General features: G+C 68.7%; 13 protein-coding genes. 8 read left to right on the forward strand and 5 right to left on the reverse strand.

The window, feature by feature from the left end; genetic code table 11:
• Positions 1-11 precede the first annotated feature (11 nt).
• The 3 genes from AVME950_RS04685 to AVME950_RS04695 are packed head-to-tail and all read right to left on the reverse strand — an operon-like array spanning position 12 to position 3,883.
• Positions 12-1,733, reverse strand: coding sequence for a putative 2-aminoethylphosphonate ABC transporter permease subunit (locus tag AVME950_RS04685; protein ID WP_284428921.1), 1,722 nt, complete (start codon positions 1,731-1,733; stop codon positions 12-14).
• Complete coding sequence (locus tag AVME950_RS04690; RefSeq protein WP_284428922.1) at positions 1,730-2,830, reverse strand: putative 2-aminoethylphosphonate ABC transporter ATP-binding protein; 1,101 nt, start codon at positions 2,828-2,830, stop codon at positions 1,730-1,732. The genes AVME950_RS04685 and AVME950_RS04690 overlap by 4 nt, the downstream gene beginning before the upstream one ends.
• A 6-nt stretch (positions 2,831-2,836) precedes the next feature.
• On the reverse strand, positions 2,837-3,883 hold the full coding sequence (locus AVME950_RS04695) for a putative 2-aminoethylphosphonate ABC transporter substrate-binding protein (protein WP_284428923.1): 1,047 nt from the start codon (positions 3,881-3,883) through the stop codon (positions 2,837-2,839).
• A gap of 156 nt (positions 3,884-4,039) precedes the next feature.
• On the opposite strand from AVME950_RS04695, the gene AVME950_RS04700 reads away from it, so the two are divergent.
• The 5 genes from AVME950_RS04700 to AVME950_RS04720 all read left to right on the forward strand — a co-directional run bounded on the left by AVME950_RS04700 (position 4,040) and on the right by AVME950_RS04720 (position 7,289).
• On the forward strand, positions 4,040-4,786 hold the full coding sequence (locus AVME950_RS04700; protein ID WP_284428924.1) for a phosphonate utilization associated transcriptional regulator: 747 nt from the start codon (positions 4,040-4,042) through the stop codon (positions 4,784-4,786).
• A 2-nt stretch (positions 4,787-4,788) separates the two neighbouring features.
• On the forward strand, positions 4,789-5,355 hold the full coding sequence (locus AVME950_RS04705; protein WP_284428925.1) for a phosphonate degradation HD-domain oxygenase: 567 nt from the start codon (positions 4,789-4,791) through the stop codon (positions 5,353-5,355).
• 132 nt (positions 5,356-5,487) lie between these two features.
• Positions 5,488-6,093, forward strand: a complete 606-nt coding sequence (locus AVME950_RS04710) for a DUF4337 domain-containing protein (RefSeq protein WP_284428926.1) — start codon at positions 5,488-5,490, stop codon at positions 6,091-6,093.
• 43 nt (positions 6,094-6,136) lie between these two features.
• The gene (locus AVME950_RS04715) at positions 6,137-6,625 is read left to right on the forward strand and encodes a dihydrofolate reductase (RefSeq protein ID WP_284428927.1); all 489 of its coding nucleotides are present in this window, start codon (positions 6,137-6,139) and stop codon (positions 6,623-6,625) included.
• A gap of 196 nt (positions 6,626-6,821) precedes the next feature.
• A complete protein-coding gene (locus AVME950_RS04720) occupies positions 6,822-7,289 on the forward strand; it encodes an Lrp/AsnC family transcriptional regulator (protein ID WP_272564333.1) in 468 nt (155 codons plus the stop codon).
• A 151-nt stretch (positions 7,290-7,440) separates the two neighbouring features.
• On the opposite strand, the gene AVME950_RS04725 is transcribed toward AVME950_RS04720, so the two are convergent.
• The gene (locus AVME950_RS04725; protein WP_284428928.1) at positions 7,441-9,690 is read right to left on the reverse strand and encodes an aminotransferase class V-fold PLP-dependent enzyme; all 2,250 of its coding nucleotides are present in this window, start codon (positions 9,688-9,690) and stop codon (positions 7,441-7,443) included.
• Positions 9,691-10,141: 451 nt separating this feature from the next.
• Here AVME950_RS04725 and mutS point away from each other — a divergent pair, with 451 nt between their 5' ends.
• Entirely contained in the window at positions 10,142-12,724 is a 2,583-nt protein-coding gene (mutS, locus tag AVME950_RS04730; protein WP_284429572.1) for a DNA mismatch repair protein MutS, read from the forward strand.
• 33 nt (positions 12,725-12,757) lie between these two features.
• Here mutS and AVME950_RS04735 read toward each other — a convergent pair whose 3' ends face one another.
• Positions 12,758-13,462, reverse strand: coding sequence for a cysteine dioxygenase (locus tag AVME950_RS04735; protein ID WP_284428929.1), 705 nt, complete (start codon positions 13,460-13,462; stop codon positions 12,758-12,760).
• A gap of 594 nt (positions 13,463-14,056) precedes the next feature.
• Between AVME950_RS04735 and AVME950_RS04740 the strand changes: the two genes are divergently transcribed.
• Positions 14,057-14,884, forward strand: a complete 828-nt coding sequence (locus AVME950_RS04740; RefSeq protein ID WP_284394794.1) for a proteasome-type protease — start codon at positions 14,057-14,059, stop codon at positions 14,882-14,884.
• Between the two features lie 43 nt (positions 14,885-14,927).
• Positions 14,928-15,743 carry an alpha/beta fold hydrolase gene (locus AVME950_RS04745; protein WP_284428930.1) on the forward strand — a complete coding sequence of 272 codons (816 nt, stop codon included), beginning with the start codon at positions 14,928-14,930 and terminating at the stop codon, positions 15,741-15,743.
• Positions 15,744-16,124: the final 381 nt, after the last annotated feature.

A 16,124-nucleotide genomic window follows, 5' to 3' on the forward strand; every position in this document is an offset into this window, starting at 1 on the left:
GGTCATCGCCTTCATCGGAGCGGTGCCCGCCAGGCCTGGGTGCGCCGCTCGACCCCATGGCCCGCGGCCAGGTACAGCAGCGTCACCACCGCCGAGGTGGCGGCGATCAGCACCGCCATGGCCGCGGCCGGGCCGGTGTCGCCGGCCTCGTCCAGGTTCAGGATGGCGACCGAGGCCAGCCGGGTGTCGGGCGAGTAGAGGAACACCACGGCCGAGATCGTCGTCATGGCGCTGATGAAGAAATAGCGCGACACGTCCAGCAGCACCGGCAGGCAGATGGGCAGCGTCACGCGCCAGAAGGTCTTGTAGAGCGGCACCTTGAGCGAGGCGGACACCGCTTCGAACTCGGCGTCCAGCGCCTTGAGCGCCGTCACCACGGTGAGGTGGCCGGTCGTGTAGAAGTGCACCACCGTGCACAGCACCATCAGCGGCAGCGTCTGGTACAGGCCGTTCAGCGGGTTGGCCGGCGCGTTGAAAAAGAAGATGTAGCCCAGGCCCAGCACCAGGCCGGGCACGGCCATGGGCAGCATGGCCGCCAGCCGCACCACCGGCCGCAGGGCTTGCAGGCCCCGGGTCTTTTCCAGAAGGTAGGCGCCGACGAACACCACGGCCGTCCCCACCACCGCCGTGCCGCAGGCGAGTTTCAGGCTGTTGGCCAGGGCATCGGCCAGGTCGGCATCGATCAGGCCCGCGACGTAATGGTCCAGGCTGGGCGACAGGTTGTACGGCCACAGCTTGGCGAAGGAGGCGAACACCGCCATGCCGAACATGGCCAGCACCAGGGCGGCGATGCACAGGCAATAGAGTGCCATGGCCGCATCGAATCCGCGCGCGCGCCGGGGCACCAGCGCCACGGCGCGCGCCGTGAGGGTGGCGGTCTGCCGGCGCTGCACCAGCCCGTCGATGGCGAAGGTGAGCACCGCCGGCAGCAACAGCAGCAGCGCCACCACCGCGCCGCGCTGGAAGTCGTGCTGGCCGATGACCAGCTTGAAGACGTCGGTGGCCAGCACGTTGAAGTTGCCGCCCACGACCTTGGGAATGCCGAAGTCGGTGATGACCAGGGTGAAGCACACCAGCGCGGCCGAGATCAGCCCGTACTTGGCGCCCGGCAGGGTGATGGTGAAGAATTTGCGCAGCGTGCCGGTGCCGAGCGCATCGGCCGCCTCGTACAGGCGCGCATCGGCCAGCGAAAGCGCCGTGACCAAGATCATCAGCACGTGCGGAAACACCGCGAAGCACTCGGCCAGCACGATGCCCGATGCGCCGTAGATGCCGGTGAACCCCAGCGCCGTCCAGAAGTCCCGGGCCACGCCCTGGTTGCCGAACCAGTAGATCAGCGAGATGGCCGACAGCAGCGAAGGCGCCAGCAGCGGCAGCAGCATCACCGTGCGCAGCAGCGCCTTGGCCGGCATGCAACTGCGGGTCAGCGCATAGGCGAAGGCGAAGGCCAGCGGCAGCACGATGGCGGTCACCAGCAGCGACACCCACACGCTGTTCCACAGGCTGGTGAGCAAGGCGGGCGAGGCCAGGTAGGCGGTGAAGGCCCCCAGCCCCGACACCGCCCCGCCCTGCGGCGCATCCAGCGCCTTCGACAGGATGAGCAGCAGCGGCGCCACCAGTCCGACGCCCAGCAGCGCCACCACGCCCAGCAGGCCGAGGTGGGCCAGCCGGTCGCTCCAATGCACCCGCTGGCGCAGGGGCGCCGCGCGAACGGCCGCCGCCACCGCGCTCATGCGGCGGTGCCGGCGGCGAACACGCGCAGCCGGTCGGCGCGCAGGGCGAAGCGCACGCGCGTGCCTTCGCGCACCCCGAACTCATCCATCTGGTTGAGCGAATACTGCAGCTGCAGCGGCTGTCCGCCCAGGCCGTCGACGTCGATCTCGGCCAGGCAGTTGCCGCCCAGGAACTCGATGTGGCGCACGGTGCCGGCGCACTGCAGCGGGTCGTCCTGCACGGCGGCACCGACCACGCGGTCCTCGGGCCGCAGGTACAGCGACACCGCGCTGCCCGGCCGGAATTCCGTGCCCGCGCCGGGCACGCACTGCAGGCGCTTGTCGCCGCAGCGGAACCAGTGGCCGCCCTCGGCCACCGCGTCCAGCCGGTTGACCTTGCCGACGAAGTCCGCCACGAAGGGCGATGCGGGTTCGCGGTAGACCTGCATGGGCGTGCCGACCTGCTCGATCACGCCGTGGTTCATGACCACGATGCGGTCGGCCACCGACAGGGCCTCCTCCTGGTCGTGCGTGACCATGATGGTGGTCACACCCAGGCTGCGCTGCAGCGACCGGATCTCGTTGCGCAGGTGCACGCGCACCGTGGCGTCCAGCGCCGACAGCGGCTCGTCCAGCAGCAGCAGGCCCGGCGACGTGGCCAGGGCGCGCGCCAGCGCGATGCGCTGCTGCTGGCCGCCCGACATCTGCGCGGGAAACTTCGGCCCGCTGCCCGGCAGCCCGACCAGGTGCAGCAGCTCGTCCACGCGCGCCGCGATCCGCGCGCGTCCCTCGCGCCGGTTGATCAGCCCGTAGGCCACGTTCTGCGCCACCGTCAGGTTGGGAAACAGCGCATACGACTGGAACATGATTCCGTAGTCGCGCTCGGCCGGCGGCGCCACCGAGATGTCCCGGCCCGCCTGCACGATGCGGCCGGCGGTCTGGGTTTCCAGCCCCGCCACGATGCGCAGCAAGGTGGTCTTGCCGCAGCCCGACGGCCCGAGAAAACAGACGAACTCCCCCTGGCGGATCGACAGGTCGATGCTGCCGAGCGCGGTGAAAGCGCCGAATCGCTTGTGAATCCCGCGAAGCGCGAGGAAGCTGCCGTCGTCGTTGTCCATCGGTTTTTACTTCTTCGCTTCGCTCTTGCTGTCGTAGCGCCGGGACCATTCGGCCAGCGTGGCCTCGCGGCTGGCGGCGGCCTGGTCGAAGTCGAGCCGGATCAGGCGCGCTTCATAGTCGTCAGGAATGCCGGCCAGCTTGGGCGCGATGCCCGGCTGGGCGGTGATGGCGAAGTTCTTGCCGTAGAGCTTCATGGCATCTTTCGACGACGCCCAGTCGGCCAGCTTCTTGGCCGCGTCCAGCTTCTTGGTGCCCTTGTAGATGGCGAAGCCTTCCAGGTCCCAGCCCAGGCCTTCCTTGGGGAACACCAGCTCGATCGGAGCGCCCTTGGCCTTGTTGGTGTGGCCGCGGTACTCGAAGGAGATGCCCGCGACGTACTCGCCGGAAGCCGCCATGTTGCAGGGCTTGGAGCCGGAGTGCGTGTACTGGCCGATGTTCTCGTGCAGCGCGTCCATGTATTTCCAGCCGCCGCCCTTGCCACCCTCGTCGCCCCACATCTGCAGCCAGGACACCACGTCCAGGTAGCCGGTGCCGGAGGACGCCGGATTGGGCATCACCACCTGGCCCTTGAACTCGGGCCGGGTCAGGTCCTTCCAGGTCGTGGGCAGGGGAATGTTGCGCTTCTTGGCCTCCACGGTGTTGAAGCACACGGTGGCGCCGAACACGTCCATGCCGAACCAGGCGGGCGGGTTCTTCTTGTCGCGGTAGGCCGGCATGATCGCGTCGATGTTCAGCGGCGCGTAGGGCTCCAGCATGCCGTTGCGGTCGAACAGCGCCAGGCTGGTGGCCGCCACGCCCATGACGACGTCCGCCTGCGGGTTGGCTTTCTCGGCCAGCAGCTTGGCGGTGATGACGCCCGTGGAGTCGCGCACCCACTTGATCTCGATGTCCGGGTTCACCGCATTGAACGCTTCCTGGTAGGCCTTGAGCTGGTCGGTCTCCAGGGCGGTATAGACGATCAGCTGCTGCTTTTGCGCGAAGGCCGAGCCAGCCGCAGCGGTCAGGACCAGTCCGAGAATTGCCGCGGAAAGCGGCCGTGGGATGCGTTGCATGGAAATGCTCCAGGGGTTGAACGGGTGGAACTTTGGTGCCCGCCCGTGTCATCCTCATGACATTCTTGCCAAGCAAAATGAGGGCCATGCCGGGCCGATTGTTTTTTGTAGATCGTAGACAATCTGCAAAATCGTCTTTTTGGGAGAACTTGATCCATGGCCGTCCAGAGCCCTACGAACGCCGCCATCGCACAGCTTCAGGGCAACTCGCTCGCCGGCCTCGTGCAAAACGAGATCGAGCGCATGATCCTGGCTTCCGAGCTCCAGCCCGGGGAGAAGCTGACCGAATCCACCCTGGCCACCCGCCTGGGCGTGTCGCGTGGCCCGGTGCGCGAGGCGTTCCGCATGCTCGACGAGGCCGGCCTGGTGCGCACCGAGAAAAACCGCGGCGTCTTCGTGCGCGACATCGCGCTGGACGAGGCCCTGGAGATTTTCGAGCTGCGCGCGGTGATGGAGATGTACATCGGCCGCAAGCTGGCCGAAACCTGCACCGCCGCCCAGACGAAAGCGCTGCGCCAATGGGTCGATGCCATGGACGCGGCCACCAAGGCCGACAACGCGCAGGACTTCCACCGCTTCAACCTGGAGTTCCACGACGCCCTGCTGCAGCTGGCCGGAAACGCCAAGTTCACCGCCCATTACCGGCGCCTCATCAAGGAGTTGTCGCTGATCCGGCGCCGCAACCTCACCGTCGAATCCATGGCGGTGTACACCCGCGAGCACCGGCAGATCGTCAAGGCGATCGCGGCGCGCAATGCCGAGGCCGCGGGCCAGGCGATGTTCGACCACGTGATGAACAGCCGCGAACGCACCCTGCAGAACTACCGCCCCGCGCCAGAAGCCTCTCTCGCGGCGCCGGCCGCGGCGCGCCGGCGGGCCACTCGCACCACCGCCGAGGCCTGACCATGCCGCTGGCCTTTGACGACATCGCCCTGCTGTTCGAGCGCCATGGCGGCACGCAGTACAGCGGCGAGCCGGTCACGCAGACCGCGCACGCGCTGCAGACCGCCTGGCTGGCGCAACAGGCGGGCGCGGACGACGAACTCATCACCGCGGCGCTGCTGCACGACCTGGGCCACCTGCTGCAGGACCATGGCGACACCCCCACCGCGCACGGCATCGACGACCTGCACCAGTTCAGCGCCCTGCCCTTTCTGCGCAGTCTGTTCGGGGACCGTGTGCTCGACGCCATCCGCTGGCACGTGGACGCCAAGCGCTATCTGTGCGCCACCCGGCCGCATTACCGGTCGGCGCTGTCGGCCGACTCGCAGCGCAGCCTGGTGCTGCAGGGCGGCGTTTTCGGTGCGCAGGAGGCCCGGGCCTTCATCGGTCGTCCGCACGCCGAAGAGGCCGTGCGCCTGCGGCTGTGGGACGACCAGGCCAAGGTCGAGGGCCTGGCCACGCCGGGACTGGCGCACTTCCTGGGCATTGCGGCGCGGTGCCGCCTGCCACGGCCTGCGGGACCGGCTTGAGCGCTGCGGCGCCGGCAGGTCACCGACACGCTCTAAGATGGCGCCCCGTTGCGAACCCTTCAGTGGGACGGCGCCTTCGCGTTCCGCCCCGTTTTTCCCGTCCCAACCGACGCTTTCCACCATCCACTCACTATGTCTTCCGGCGGATTTCACGTACACGGCCCCCACGACCATGCGGTCGAGCATGCCAGCCAGGGCCACGGCCCCCACGAGGCCCACGCGCACGAGGGCGGCGGATCGTCCACCAGCAAGATCGCCATGTTCACCGCGATCGTGGCGACGGTGGGCGCCATCTTTTCGTACATGGGCGGGGCCACGCAGGCCAATGCCGGGCTGCTGAAGAACGACGCGGCCATCCGCAAGACGGAGGCCTCCAACCAGTGGAATTACTTCCAGTCCAAGAGCACCAAGCAGTCGCTGACCGAAATGGCCCGCGACCTGGCGCCCGAGGACCGCAAGGGCAGCTACCAGACCAAGCTGGACCGCTACGAGGCCGAGAAGAACGAGATCAAGACGCAGGCCGAGAAGCTGGAGCGCGAGTCGGTCGAGTTCGACCACCAGAGCGAGGCCCAGATGCACCAGCACCACCGCTGGGCCCAGGCCACCACCGCGCTGCAGGTGGCCATTGCCCTGGCGGCCATCGCGCTGCTCACGCGCAAGAAGTGGCTGGAATACGGCATGTACGGCGTGGCCGCCATCGGCCTGGGCGTCGGCACCATGGCGTTCCTGCATTTCTGAGCGCGGCGTCCCCCTCTTCCCGTCTTTGCGAAAGCCCTCTCCCATGGCCCTGCACCTGATTTATGCGCGCGCCGCCAACGGCGTGATCGGCAAGGACGGCACCATGCCCTGGCACCTGCCGGAAGACCTGGCGCACTTTCGCCGGCTGACCAACGGCTGCCCCGTGGTGATGGGCCGCAAGACCTGGGATTCGCTGCCGCCGCGCTTTCGGCCGTTGCCTGGACGCGCCAACATCGTGGTGACGCGCCAGCCGGATTGGCAGGCCGAAGGCGCCCGCCGCGCCGCGGGCCTGCCCGAGGCCCTTCGGATGGCCGAGGCCGAGGGCCCCACCACCTGGGTGATCGGCGGCGCGCAGCTGTACGCGCAGGCCCTGCCGCTGGCCATGCGCATCGAGGCCACCGAGATCGGGCAGGCGTTCGAAGGCGATGCCTATGCGCCCGAACTGGGCCCCGAATGGGTGGAAACCGCCCGCGAAAGCCATCGGAGTGCGGGCGGCCTGCCTTACACTTTCCTGACGCTTGAGCGGCGCTGAAAAATCCCGCCCCTCTGAAAGGGCCGAGTACGGTCGGGTTCGAGGGGTGCGTCCGGGCCTTCAGGCACGCGGTGACCATTCAGTCGATGCAAAATCCGCGTGGCGGAATCGAAGGCGCCTGGCCCAGGCCCCGACGCCACCGCTCGCCGGCCAAGGCGACCCCCTTCCTTCCTACGAATTTCCAGCCGAGCCCAACGTGAAACTAGACGCCATTGACCAAAAGATCCTGGATCTGTTGCAGGAAGACGCGGACCAGCAAGGGGCCGAGATCGCCGCCAAGGTGGGGCTCTCGACCACGCCGTGCTGGCGCCGGGTGCAGCGGCTCAAGGAGAGCGGCGTCATCAAGAAGAGCGTGGCGCTGGTCGACGCGCAGAAGGTCAACGTCGGCGTGACGGTGTTCGTGTCGGTGCGCACCAGCACCCACACGCAGGAGTGGTTCGACAAGTTCAAGGCCACCATCCAGGTCATGCCGGAGGTCGTCGAGTTCTACCGCATGAGCGGCGAGATCGACTACCTGCTGCGCGTGGTGGTGCCCGACATCGCGGCCTACGACCGGGTCTACAAGAAGCTGATCGCCAGCAACCACCTGTGCGACATCAGCTCCAGCTTCGCGATGGAAGAGATCAAGTTCACCACGGCGCTGCCGCTCAATTACGCGCGGTAGGCATCTGCGGCCCTGGGGCGCCAGGCACACCCGCCCGCCATCTGGCCGCACCAGACGGTTGCTATATTTTTAATAGCGATATGCCCTAGTACTGATTGTGCTGGAGGCATTTTTGGCCGCATGCCTGCGCACCGGCCAAGCGCACCGCCTGTCAACTGCGCCACAGCGCCATGCCGCCCGCCAGGCTCCAGGCCCGGGCGTGGCCCAGCCGGCGCAGCGCCTTGGCCGCCTGCGCGCTGCGGTTGCCGCTGCGGCAAAAGAACAGGACGGGCGTGTCGGGCGACAGGGCCAGCCATTCGGGCAGCGCGTTCACCAGGGCCGACAGCGGCACGGCCTGGCGCTGCACGGGTGCCCCCAGGTCGGGCGCCCGGCCCAGGCGCTGCTCGTAGGGCTCGCGCACGTCCACCAGCAGCAGGGCGGGCTGCGGGGCCTGCAGCATCGCCTGCAGCGCGGCGGGCGCCATGTCGCTGCCCGCGGCGGATGCGCACGGCGAGTCCACGCGCACGCCGCACAGCATGGGCTGGCCGCTGGCCTCCTGCGGTGCCATGCCCTGCTCCAGCCGCGCCTTGGCCTGCGCGAAACCCGCGGCATCCAGGCGCCCGTCGAGCACCTGCGCCAGCAGCGGCTGGACGGCGCATTCCGTGGCGAGCGTGGTGGCGAAGCGGTGGTCTTCATCGTGCGCGGGCAGCAGCAGCGTCCGGGTGCCCAGTTGTTGCGCCATGCGATGCAGCGACGGCCCGAAGGCGAGCGGCGCGCTCTGCGCGAAATCGCTGCGACCCAGCGCGCCGGGCATGACGGTGTCGCCCACGAACGCCAGGCGCAGGCCCTGCGCGCCGTGCAGCAGATAGGCCGTGGCATCTTCGGTGTGGCCCGGCGTGGCCAGGCGGGTGAGGTGCAGCGTACCCAGGTCGATCCGCTCGGCGGGCTGCGGCCAGCCCAGGGCGTCCACGGCTGCGTCCGCGGCCGGGTGGCCGGCCAGGGCGGCACGCAGCGCGGCGGCGGATGACGCGTGGTCGCCATGGCTGTGGGTGTCCAGTACCGCCGCCAGCGTGTAGCCCTGGCAGCGCACCAGCTGGGCCAGCCGCTCGGTCAGCTCGGGCAGCGGATCGATCACGGCGCAGCGGCGGCTGGCGGCATCGGCCACCAGGTAGCAGCATGAGCCATCGACCACGAAACGGGTCACGCCTTCGACGGGCAGCGCGGCCGGCTGGGCCGGGCCCAGGCAACTGGCACGCAGCGATTCGCCGCACGCGCGGATGCGGGCGCAGGCCTCGCCGATGAAGGCAGCATCCGCGGCCGGGCCGAACGACAGCCGCACGGCCGAGTCCGCCTGCCAGGCCGGCAACTGCATGGCCTGCAGCACGTGGCTGGGCTGGGCCTTGGCCGCGCTGCAGGCCGAGCCGCCGCTGACGCGCACGCCCGCGGCGTCGAACAGGTCGAGCAACAGCCGCGAGCCCACGCCCGGCACCGAGAAGTTGAGCGTGGTGGGCAGGCAGAGCCCGGGCGGCGCGTTGAAGACGAGGCCGGGGAAGGCCGCCTCCAGCGCCGCGCCCAGCTGCGCGCGGTAGTCCGCCAGCACCGATGGCGGCTGGAACGTGGTGCCGCCCTGCAGCGCCGCCAGCACCGCGCCCAGGGCAGCGATGCCCGCCATGTTTTCGGTGCCCGAGCGCAGGGCGCCCTCCTGCCCACCACCGGCCATCATGGGCGTGAACGGCGCGCCCTCACGCACGTACAGCAGGCCGATGCCCTTGGGCGCATAGAGCTTGTGGCCGGAGAACGTGGCGTAGTCGATGGGGTGGTCGGCCAGCTGCAGCGCCATCTTGCCCAGGGCCTGCACGCTGTCCACCAGCCACAGCGCGCCGCTGCCCGCCATCGCCTGCGCGATGCCCGCCAGATCGCTGACCACGCCGGTCTCGTTGTTGGCGGCCATGGTGCACACCAGCGCGGCGCGCGGCGCATGGGCGCGCAGCCAGTCGAGGTCGTGCCGGCCATCGTGCGCCACGGGAATGGGCAGCACCTGCAGGCCGAGCTGCAGCAGCGTGTTCCAGTGCCGGAGCGCCTCGGGCACCGCCTTGTGCTCGGTCGCGCCGTACAGCAGCAGCTGCGGCCCCGCGGCGCCGTCGCCGCCTGCGGTGCGCTGCCTGCGCACATGGTCCAGGGCCGACAGCACGGCGGTCTGGATGCCCTCGGTCGCGCCGCTCACGAACATCAGCTGGCCCGAAGGCGCACCGACCACCCGGCGGGCCCGGGCCCGCACCGCATCCATCAGCGCGCGGGCCTTTAGGCCGGTGCTGTGCGTGCTGCTGGGGTTGCCGTAGTCGTCCGCCATCGCGGCCAGGGCGGCATCGCGGGCGGCGGGCAGGACGGGCGTGGTGGCGTTGGCGTCGAGGTAGATTTCCATGGCGTTGCTTGATTTCCATTGATCTGGGTAACAGCAACCATGTTAGTGAGCCATATTGAGAATATTTTTCTTATTTTCTGGCTTTATTTGAAATCAGCATCCATCCACCCATGCTTTGGCAAGGCCCGGGGCACGGCGGCGGCTGCCGGCCAAGGCACTGCCGATGCGATGGGTCGTCCCGCTTGCGCCAGGGCGCTCGTCCACAATAGCGGGTTCGCCGCGGCCGGCCGCTGACCGAGCGGGTGCCGCGATGCCACCCCGCAGGGGATTGCCAGCAGCGAGCGGCCGTCGCGCGCTCCGCGATCCCGGTGAAGTCGAGAGAACCCAGAACATGCAGCAGCCGGCAGAAAACGCCCCCATCACCGCATCGCCATCCGCAGCGCCTTCCGCCCCTGGCACGCCCGCGCCCGCCGCGCCGCATCTGGGCAGCGACTTCTCGCACCACACGCCGATGATGCAGCAGTACCTGGCCCTGAAAGCCGCGTACCCCGACACGCTGGTCTTCTACCGCATGGGCGATTTCTACGAGGTGTTCTTCGCCGATGCCGAGAAGGCCGCGCGGCTGCTGGACATCACGCTCACGCAGCGCGGTCAGTCCGGCGGGCAGCCGGTGGTGATGGCCGGCGTGCCCTTCCACGCGCTGGAGAACTACCTGGGCCGGCTCATCAAGATGGGCGAGTCGGTGGCCATCTGCGAGCAGGTGGGCGAAGTGGGCGCGAGCAAGGGGCCGGTGGAGCGCAAGGTGGTGCGCGTGGTCACGCCGGGCACGCTCACCGACAGCGAACTGCTGTCCGACAAGGCCGAATCGCTGCTGCTGTCGGTGCACCAGGGCCCCCGCGCGCGTTGCGGCCTGGCGTGGCTCAGCGTGACGCAGGGGCTGGTGCACCTGGCCGAATGCACGCACGACGAGGTCGGCGCCTGGATCGCGCGCATCGGCCCGAGCGAGGTGATCTACAGCGCGGGCGTGACCGAGCGCTTCGAGCAGCAGTTGAAGGCGCTGCGCCAGAACGGCACCTTCGCCTGCCCCTTGAGCCTGCGGCCGGACTGGCAGTTCGATGCCGCGTTGGGCGAGCGCAAGCTGCTGGAGCAGCTGGGCGCGGCCAGCCTTGCCGCCTGGAGCGCGCAGGACCTGGCCCAGGCCCACGCCGCCGCCGCCGCGCTGCTGGCCTATGCCGAGCACACGCAGGGCCGATCGCTCACCCACGTGCACGGCGTGCGCGTGCAGCAAAGCGACGAACTGATCGCCCTGCCCCTGGCCACGCGCCGCAACCTGGAACTGACGCGCACGCTGCGGGGCGAAGACGCGCCCACCCTCTTTTCGCTGCTGGACACCTGCATGACCGGCATGGGCAGCCGCCTGCTCAAGACCTGGCTGCTGGAGCCGCGGCGCGACCGCACCGAGGCCCGCCAGCGCCTGTCGGCCACGGCGGCGCTGCGCGGCACGGCCTCGGGCACCGGCGCGTGGCAGGCGCTGCGCGGCGAGCTGCGCGGCGTGAGCGATGTGGAGCGCATCACGGCCCGCATCGCGCTGCGGCAGGTGCGCCCGCGCGAGCTGCTGGGCCTGTGCAAGACGCTACAAAAAGCAGAGCATCTTGCCGGGGCATTCCATGCTTCGGAGCCGTTTTTGGCCCAGATCTTCGACCACCTGCGTCCGCCGGTCGATTGCGGCGAACTGCTGCGCGCGGCCATCCATGAAGAGCCGGCGGCGCTGGTGCGCGACGGCGGCGTGATCGCCCCGGGCTTCGACGCCGAGCTGGACGAGCTGCGCGGCATCCAGACGCACTGCGACACCTTCCTGCTCGACCTGGAGACGCGCGAGCGGGCGCGCACCGGCATCGCCAACCTGCGCGTGCAGTTCAACAAGGTGCATGGCTTCTACATCGAGGTGACCAGCAGCCACCTGGACCGCGTGCCGCACGACTACCGCCGCCGCCAGACGCTCAAGAACGCCGAGCGCTTCATCACGCCGGAACTCAAGACCTTCGAGGACAAGGCGCTGTCGGCGCAGGAGCGCGGCCTGGCGCGCGAGAAATGGCTGTACGAGCAGCTGCTGGACCGGCTGCAGCCGCACGTGCCCGCCCTCACCCGGCTGGCGCATGCGCTGGCCACGCTGGACGTGCTGTGCGCGCTGGCCGAGCGCTCGCTCACGCTGAACTGGTGCGCGCCGCAGTTTGCGCCCGAGCCCTGCATCGAGATCGAGGGCGGGCGCCACCCGGTGGTGGAGGCGCGGTTGGCCGAGACCTCGTCCGGCAGCTTCATCGCCAACCACACGCGGCTGAACGCCAACACCCGGATGCAGGTGATCACCGGGCCGAACATGGGCGGTAAATCGACCTACATGCGGCAGGTGGCGCTGATCGTGCTGCTGGCCAGCATGGGCAGCCACGTGCCGGCCACGTCGTGCCGCCTGGGCCCCATCGATGCGATTCACACACGCATCGGCGCGGCCGACGACCTGGCCAACGCGCAATCGACCTTCATGCTGGAGATGACCGAGGCCGCACAGATCCTGCATTCGGCCACGCCACACAGCCTGGTGCTGATGGACGAGATCGGGCGCGGCACCAGCACCTTCGACGGCCTGGCGCTGGCCAGCGGCATCGCCACGCACCTGCACGACCGCACCAAGGCGTTCACGCTGTTCGCCACCCACTACTTCGAACTGACCGAGCTGTCGGCGCGCCACCAGCACGCGGTGAACGTGCACGTGGGCGCGACCGAATCGGGCTCGAACATCGTCTTTTTGCACGAGATCCAGCCGGGGCCGGCCAGCCGCAGCTACGGCATCCACGTGGCCCGCCTGGCGGGCGTGCCGGGCCCGGTGCTGAACCATGCGCGCCACACGCTGGCCGCGCTGGAGCAGCGGGCCGGCGAGGGCGAAACGCAGGTGGACCTGTTCGCCGAGCCACCCGAGGCCGAGGGGCCGCTGGTGAGCCCGGCAGAAGCGGCGCTGGCCGAACTGCAGCCCGACACCCTGAGCCCTCGCGAGGCGCTGGACGCGCTCTACCAGCTCAAGCGGCTGGTGCAGGGTTAGGCAGCCCGCGCAGGCGGACGACCCCGGGAGAGCCTACTCGGCCGGAGCCACGGCGGGCTTGGGTGGCTTGGGCGTGCGCTCGAACTTGGTCTTGGCCGCGATCTGCTGGCCTTCGGACAGGCCATCCATGTCGCGGTACAGGTGCACCGACAGAGCGATGGCGCCGGACTTGTTCTTGAGGCTGTGGGGCACGCCCAGCTCGTCAGGTCCGAAGCCAGCCCACGACCCCTGCGGCCGCGCATTTTTGTCGGTCTTGTCGGCCAGCGGCGTGTTGTCTTTCGTTTTGCCGGTCGGTCGGTAGATCCGCTCCGACAAATTGCCCTTCAGGATGAAAGAAGCGCACTCGTTGGGATGGTCGTGGATGGGGGTCTTTTGCCTGGCATCGAACGCGAACAGTTGCAGGCAGAACGACTCTCCTTCCTTTGCGTGGCTGTGCAGCAGATAGCGGCCGTAACCCGCCAACTGGGTGGCGTCCTTGGGCTGATAGACATCGGTGGACAGCTGGGCTTGCTCCAGCAGGCCCGGGAGGGCGTCCGCCACGCAATCGCGCACGTCCTTGCCGGCCGCGATCTCGGCTTGTACAGAGGCTTGCTGCAAAAACTTCTGCACGCCGGCCTCCAGGCGCTTTTGGTTGCCCGCGTGCTCGGGCAGGTTGTCTGCGGGGATGGCGGTATAGACACCCGGCAGCGCCGCTTCGCGGGCGGTGATCGTGGATTCCGCAGCGGCCACAGTCGTCAAGGGGCGCACACTTTGCAGATGTTGAAGCCCGCTGCCGGGGCGCAGAGGGAATGCGCCCTGCGGCGACTGAAACGCAGCGCCGGACTGGAACGATGCGAGGCTGCCCCGGGCTTGCGGCGATGCGCTGCCCGAATGGGCCTTGCCCCCTCCCGCACGGGCATTCAAGCCCGGCGGCGCCAAACCCGGCCGCGATTGGCCGGCGGTGGTGGCGCCCGACGCGGCCTTTTTGGCCGCCTGGGCGGTCGGTTGTTGCGATGCCATCTGTTTGAGGAGGCGGCTGCCCGTGGAGACGAGCCTGGATGCATTGGTCATGGAAAAAACACCTTTCGAAGCGGTAAAGAAAGCGAGAACGGCGACTAATTGATCCGTCGCTTAACCCACCCGCCATTCTTCGAACCACAAGGCGGAATCCCCCCCGACACGCGAAGCCAATGTCCGGAAATGCGAATGTCTTTTCATATTGCGAAATCATCTGAAACATTGGCGACACGCCGCACTGTTTGTCCCCTGTTTCTGCCGCACCGTCTTGGGGCAAGTCCGCAGCGCAACGGCGACAGCGCCTACACTCGACCCTTTGTCCCCCAATTGCCCTCCATGACGTATTGCGTCGCCATCAAGCTCAACGCCGGACTGGTTTTCCTGTCCGATTCCCGCACCAATGCGGGCCTGGACCAGATCAGCTCCTTTCGCAAGATGATGATCTACGAGAAGGCGGGCGACCGATTCATGGTGCTGCTGTCCGCCGGCAACCTGAGCATCTCCCAGTCGGTGCGCGAGATCCTGCAGTCCGAGCAGCTCACCGACCGCGAGGGCGGCGAGCCGATGACGATCTGGAATGCCAAGAGCATGTTCGATGCCGCCCGCGTGCTGGGCGCCGCCGTGCGCCACGTGCATGAACGCGACGGCGCTGCGCTCAAGCGCTCGGGTGTGGACTTCAATGTCTCGCTGGTGTTCGGCGGGCAGATCCAGGGCGAGGGCATGCGGCTCTTTCAGGTGTACTCGGCGGGCAACTTCATCGAGGCCACGTCCGAGACGCCGTACTTCCAGGTGGGCGAATCCAAATACGGCAAGCCCGTGCTCGACCGCGTGCTGACGCCCGACACGCCGCTCGACGAGGCCGCCAAGTGCGCGCTGGTGTCCATGGACAGCACGCTCAAGTCCAACCTGTCGGTGGGGCTGCCGCTGGACCTGGTGGTGTATGAGGTGGGCCAGTTCGCCACCGACAAGATCGTCTGCATCGACGAGCACAACCCCTACTTCCGCATGCTGCACAACAGCTGGGGCGAGAAGCTGCGCGAGGTGTTCGACAGCATCGAAGACCCCGCATGGCACGGTGGCCTGACCGAAGTGCCGATCAAGGTCGAGCCGTCGCGCAGCCGCCCGATCAAGAAGATCACCAACCCGCGCGACAAGCTCGTCTGACGCCCTTGCGGCACGCCGCCAGGGCAGCAGCCGCCGAAGCCCCATGCTCCCCATCGTCTTCTCGCACGCCAACAGCTTTCCGGCAGGCACCTACTCGGTGCTGTTTCGCCACCTGAAGGACCGTGGTTTCGATGTCAGCGCGCTGGACCGCTACGGGCATGCGCCTGAGTACCCTGTCACCAACAACTGGCCGCACCTGGTGCAGCAGCTGGCCGACTTCGCGCAGGAGCAGGTGCAACGCGTGGGCGGGCCGGTGTTCTTCGTGGGCCACTCGCTGGGCGGCTTCCTGAGCGTGATGGCCGCCGCACGCCACCCCGAACTGGCGCGCGGCGTGCTGATGATCGACTCGCCCCTCATCAGCGGCTGGCGCGCCAGTGCGCTGGGCATGGCCAAGCAGACGCAGCTGGTGGGTGCTGTGTCGCCCGGCAAGGTCAGCCGGGCCCGGCGCAACGCGTGGGCCAGCCCCGGCGAGGCGCTGGAGCATTTCCGCAAGAAGAAGGCCTTCGCGCAGTGGGATGGCGAGGTGCTGCGCGACTACATCCAGCACGGCCTGCGCGAGCACGATGGCCGGCACATGCTGCATTTCGACCGGGCCGTGGAGACCGCCATCTACAACACCCTGCCGCACAACCTGTCGCAGTTGCTGCGAGCGCACCCGCTGCGCTGCCCTGCGGCGTTCATTGGCGGGCGCTCATCGGCCGAGGTGCGGCAGGTGGGCATGGCGATGACGCTGAGCATCACCCAGGGGCGGGTGACGGTGCTCGACGGAAGCCACCTGTTCCCGATGGAGCAGCCCAAGACCACGGCCGCCGCCATCGAAGCCGCACTGTTGAATCTCATGGCGGTCCGGGCCGCCTGATCCTTCGGCTCCCTGATCGCCCTGCGCCGGCTCCGCACCGTGCGAGAGTGCCGCCCAAACGATCTGCCGAAATCAAGTACGAGGACGCAGAGCGCATCCGCCGTTTGAAAGGTCGCGCCCATGGCCGGTGCCGCCCGCCGCCCACCGCTGCGTGGCACCCGCTTTTCGTGGGGCCCACGCACCGCGCCATCAAAAAAATGGAATCTGCAGAGAAAGTTCTTCTACACTGCGGCAGCGTTACAACGTGATACAGCATGCCCCGTCCCCACACTGTCCGCCCCCGCTGCGCTGCTTCCCGGCCCCGCATGGCCCTCTGCCCGCCCTGCGGCGGCTTGCGCACATGACACATCGCCCGGCACCTTCCGGCGGGCGCTGCGCCCG

This window comes from Acidovorax sp. SUPP950, from assembly GCF_030158935.1.
Classification (GTDB): Bacteria; Pseudomonadota; Gammaproteobacteria; order Burkholderiales; family Burkholderiaceae_C; genus Paracidovorax.

Excerpts from the sequence above, each read along its gene's own strand:
- AVME950_RS04685 (WP_284428921.1), bottom strand. The coding sequence starts at position 1,733 with ATGAGCGCGGTGGCGGCGGCCGTTCGCGCGGCGCCCCTGCGCCAGCGG.
- AVME950_RS04690 (WP_284428922.1), bottom strand. The coding sequence starts at position 2,830 with ATGGACAACGACGACGGCAGCTTCCTCGCGCTTCGCGGGATTCACAAG.
- AVME950_RS04695 (WP_284428923.1), bottom strand. The coding sequence starts at position 3,883 with ATGCAACGCATCCCACGGCCGCTTTCCGCGGCAATTCTCGGACTGGTC.
- AVME950_RS04700 (WP_284428924.1), top strand. The coding sequence starts at position 4,040 with ATGGCCGTCCAGAGCCCTACGAACGCCGCCATCGCACAGCTTCAGGGC.
- AVME950_RS04705 (WP_284428925.1), top strand. The coding sequence starts at position 4,789 with ATGCCGCTGGCCTTTGACGACATCGCCCTGCTGTTCGAGCGCCATGGC.
- AVME950_RS04710 (WP_284428926.1), top strand. The coding sequence starts at position 5,488 with ATGTCTTCCGGCGGATTTCACGTACACGGCCCCCACGACCATGCGGTC.
- AVME950_RS04715 (WP_284428927.1), top strand. The coding sequence starts at position 6,137 with ATGGCCCTGCACCTGATTTATGCGCGCGCCGCCAACGGCGTGATCGGC.
- AVME950_RS04725 (WP_284428928.1), bottom strand. The coding sequence starts at position 9,690 with ATGGAAATCTACCTCGACGCCAACGCCACCACGCCCGTCCTGCCCGCC.
- mutS (WP_284429572.1), top strand. The coding sequence starts at position 10,142 with ATGATGCAGCAGTACCTGGCCCTGAAAGCCGCGTACCCCGACACGCTG.
- AVME950_RS04740 (WP_284394794.1), top strand. The coding sequence starts at position 14,057 with ATGACGTATTGCGTCGCCATCAAGCTCAACGCCGGACTGGTTTTCCTG.
- AVME950_RS04745 (WP_284428930.1), top strand. The coding sequence starts at position 14,928 with ATGCTCCCCATCGTCTTCTCGCACGCCAACAGCTTTCCGGCAGGCACC.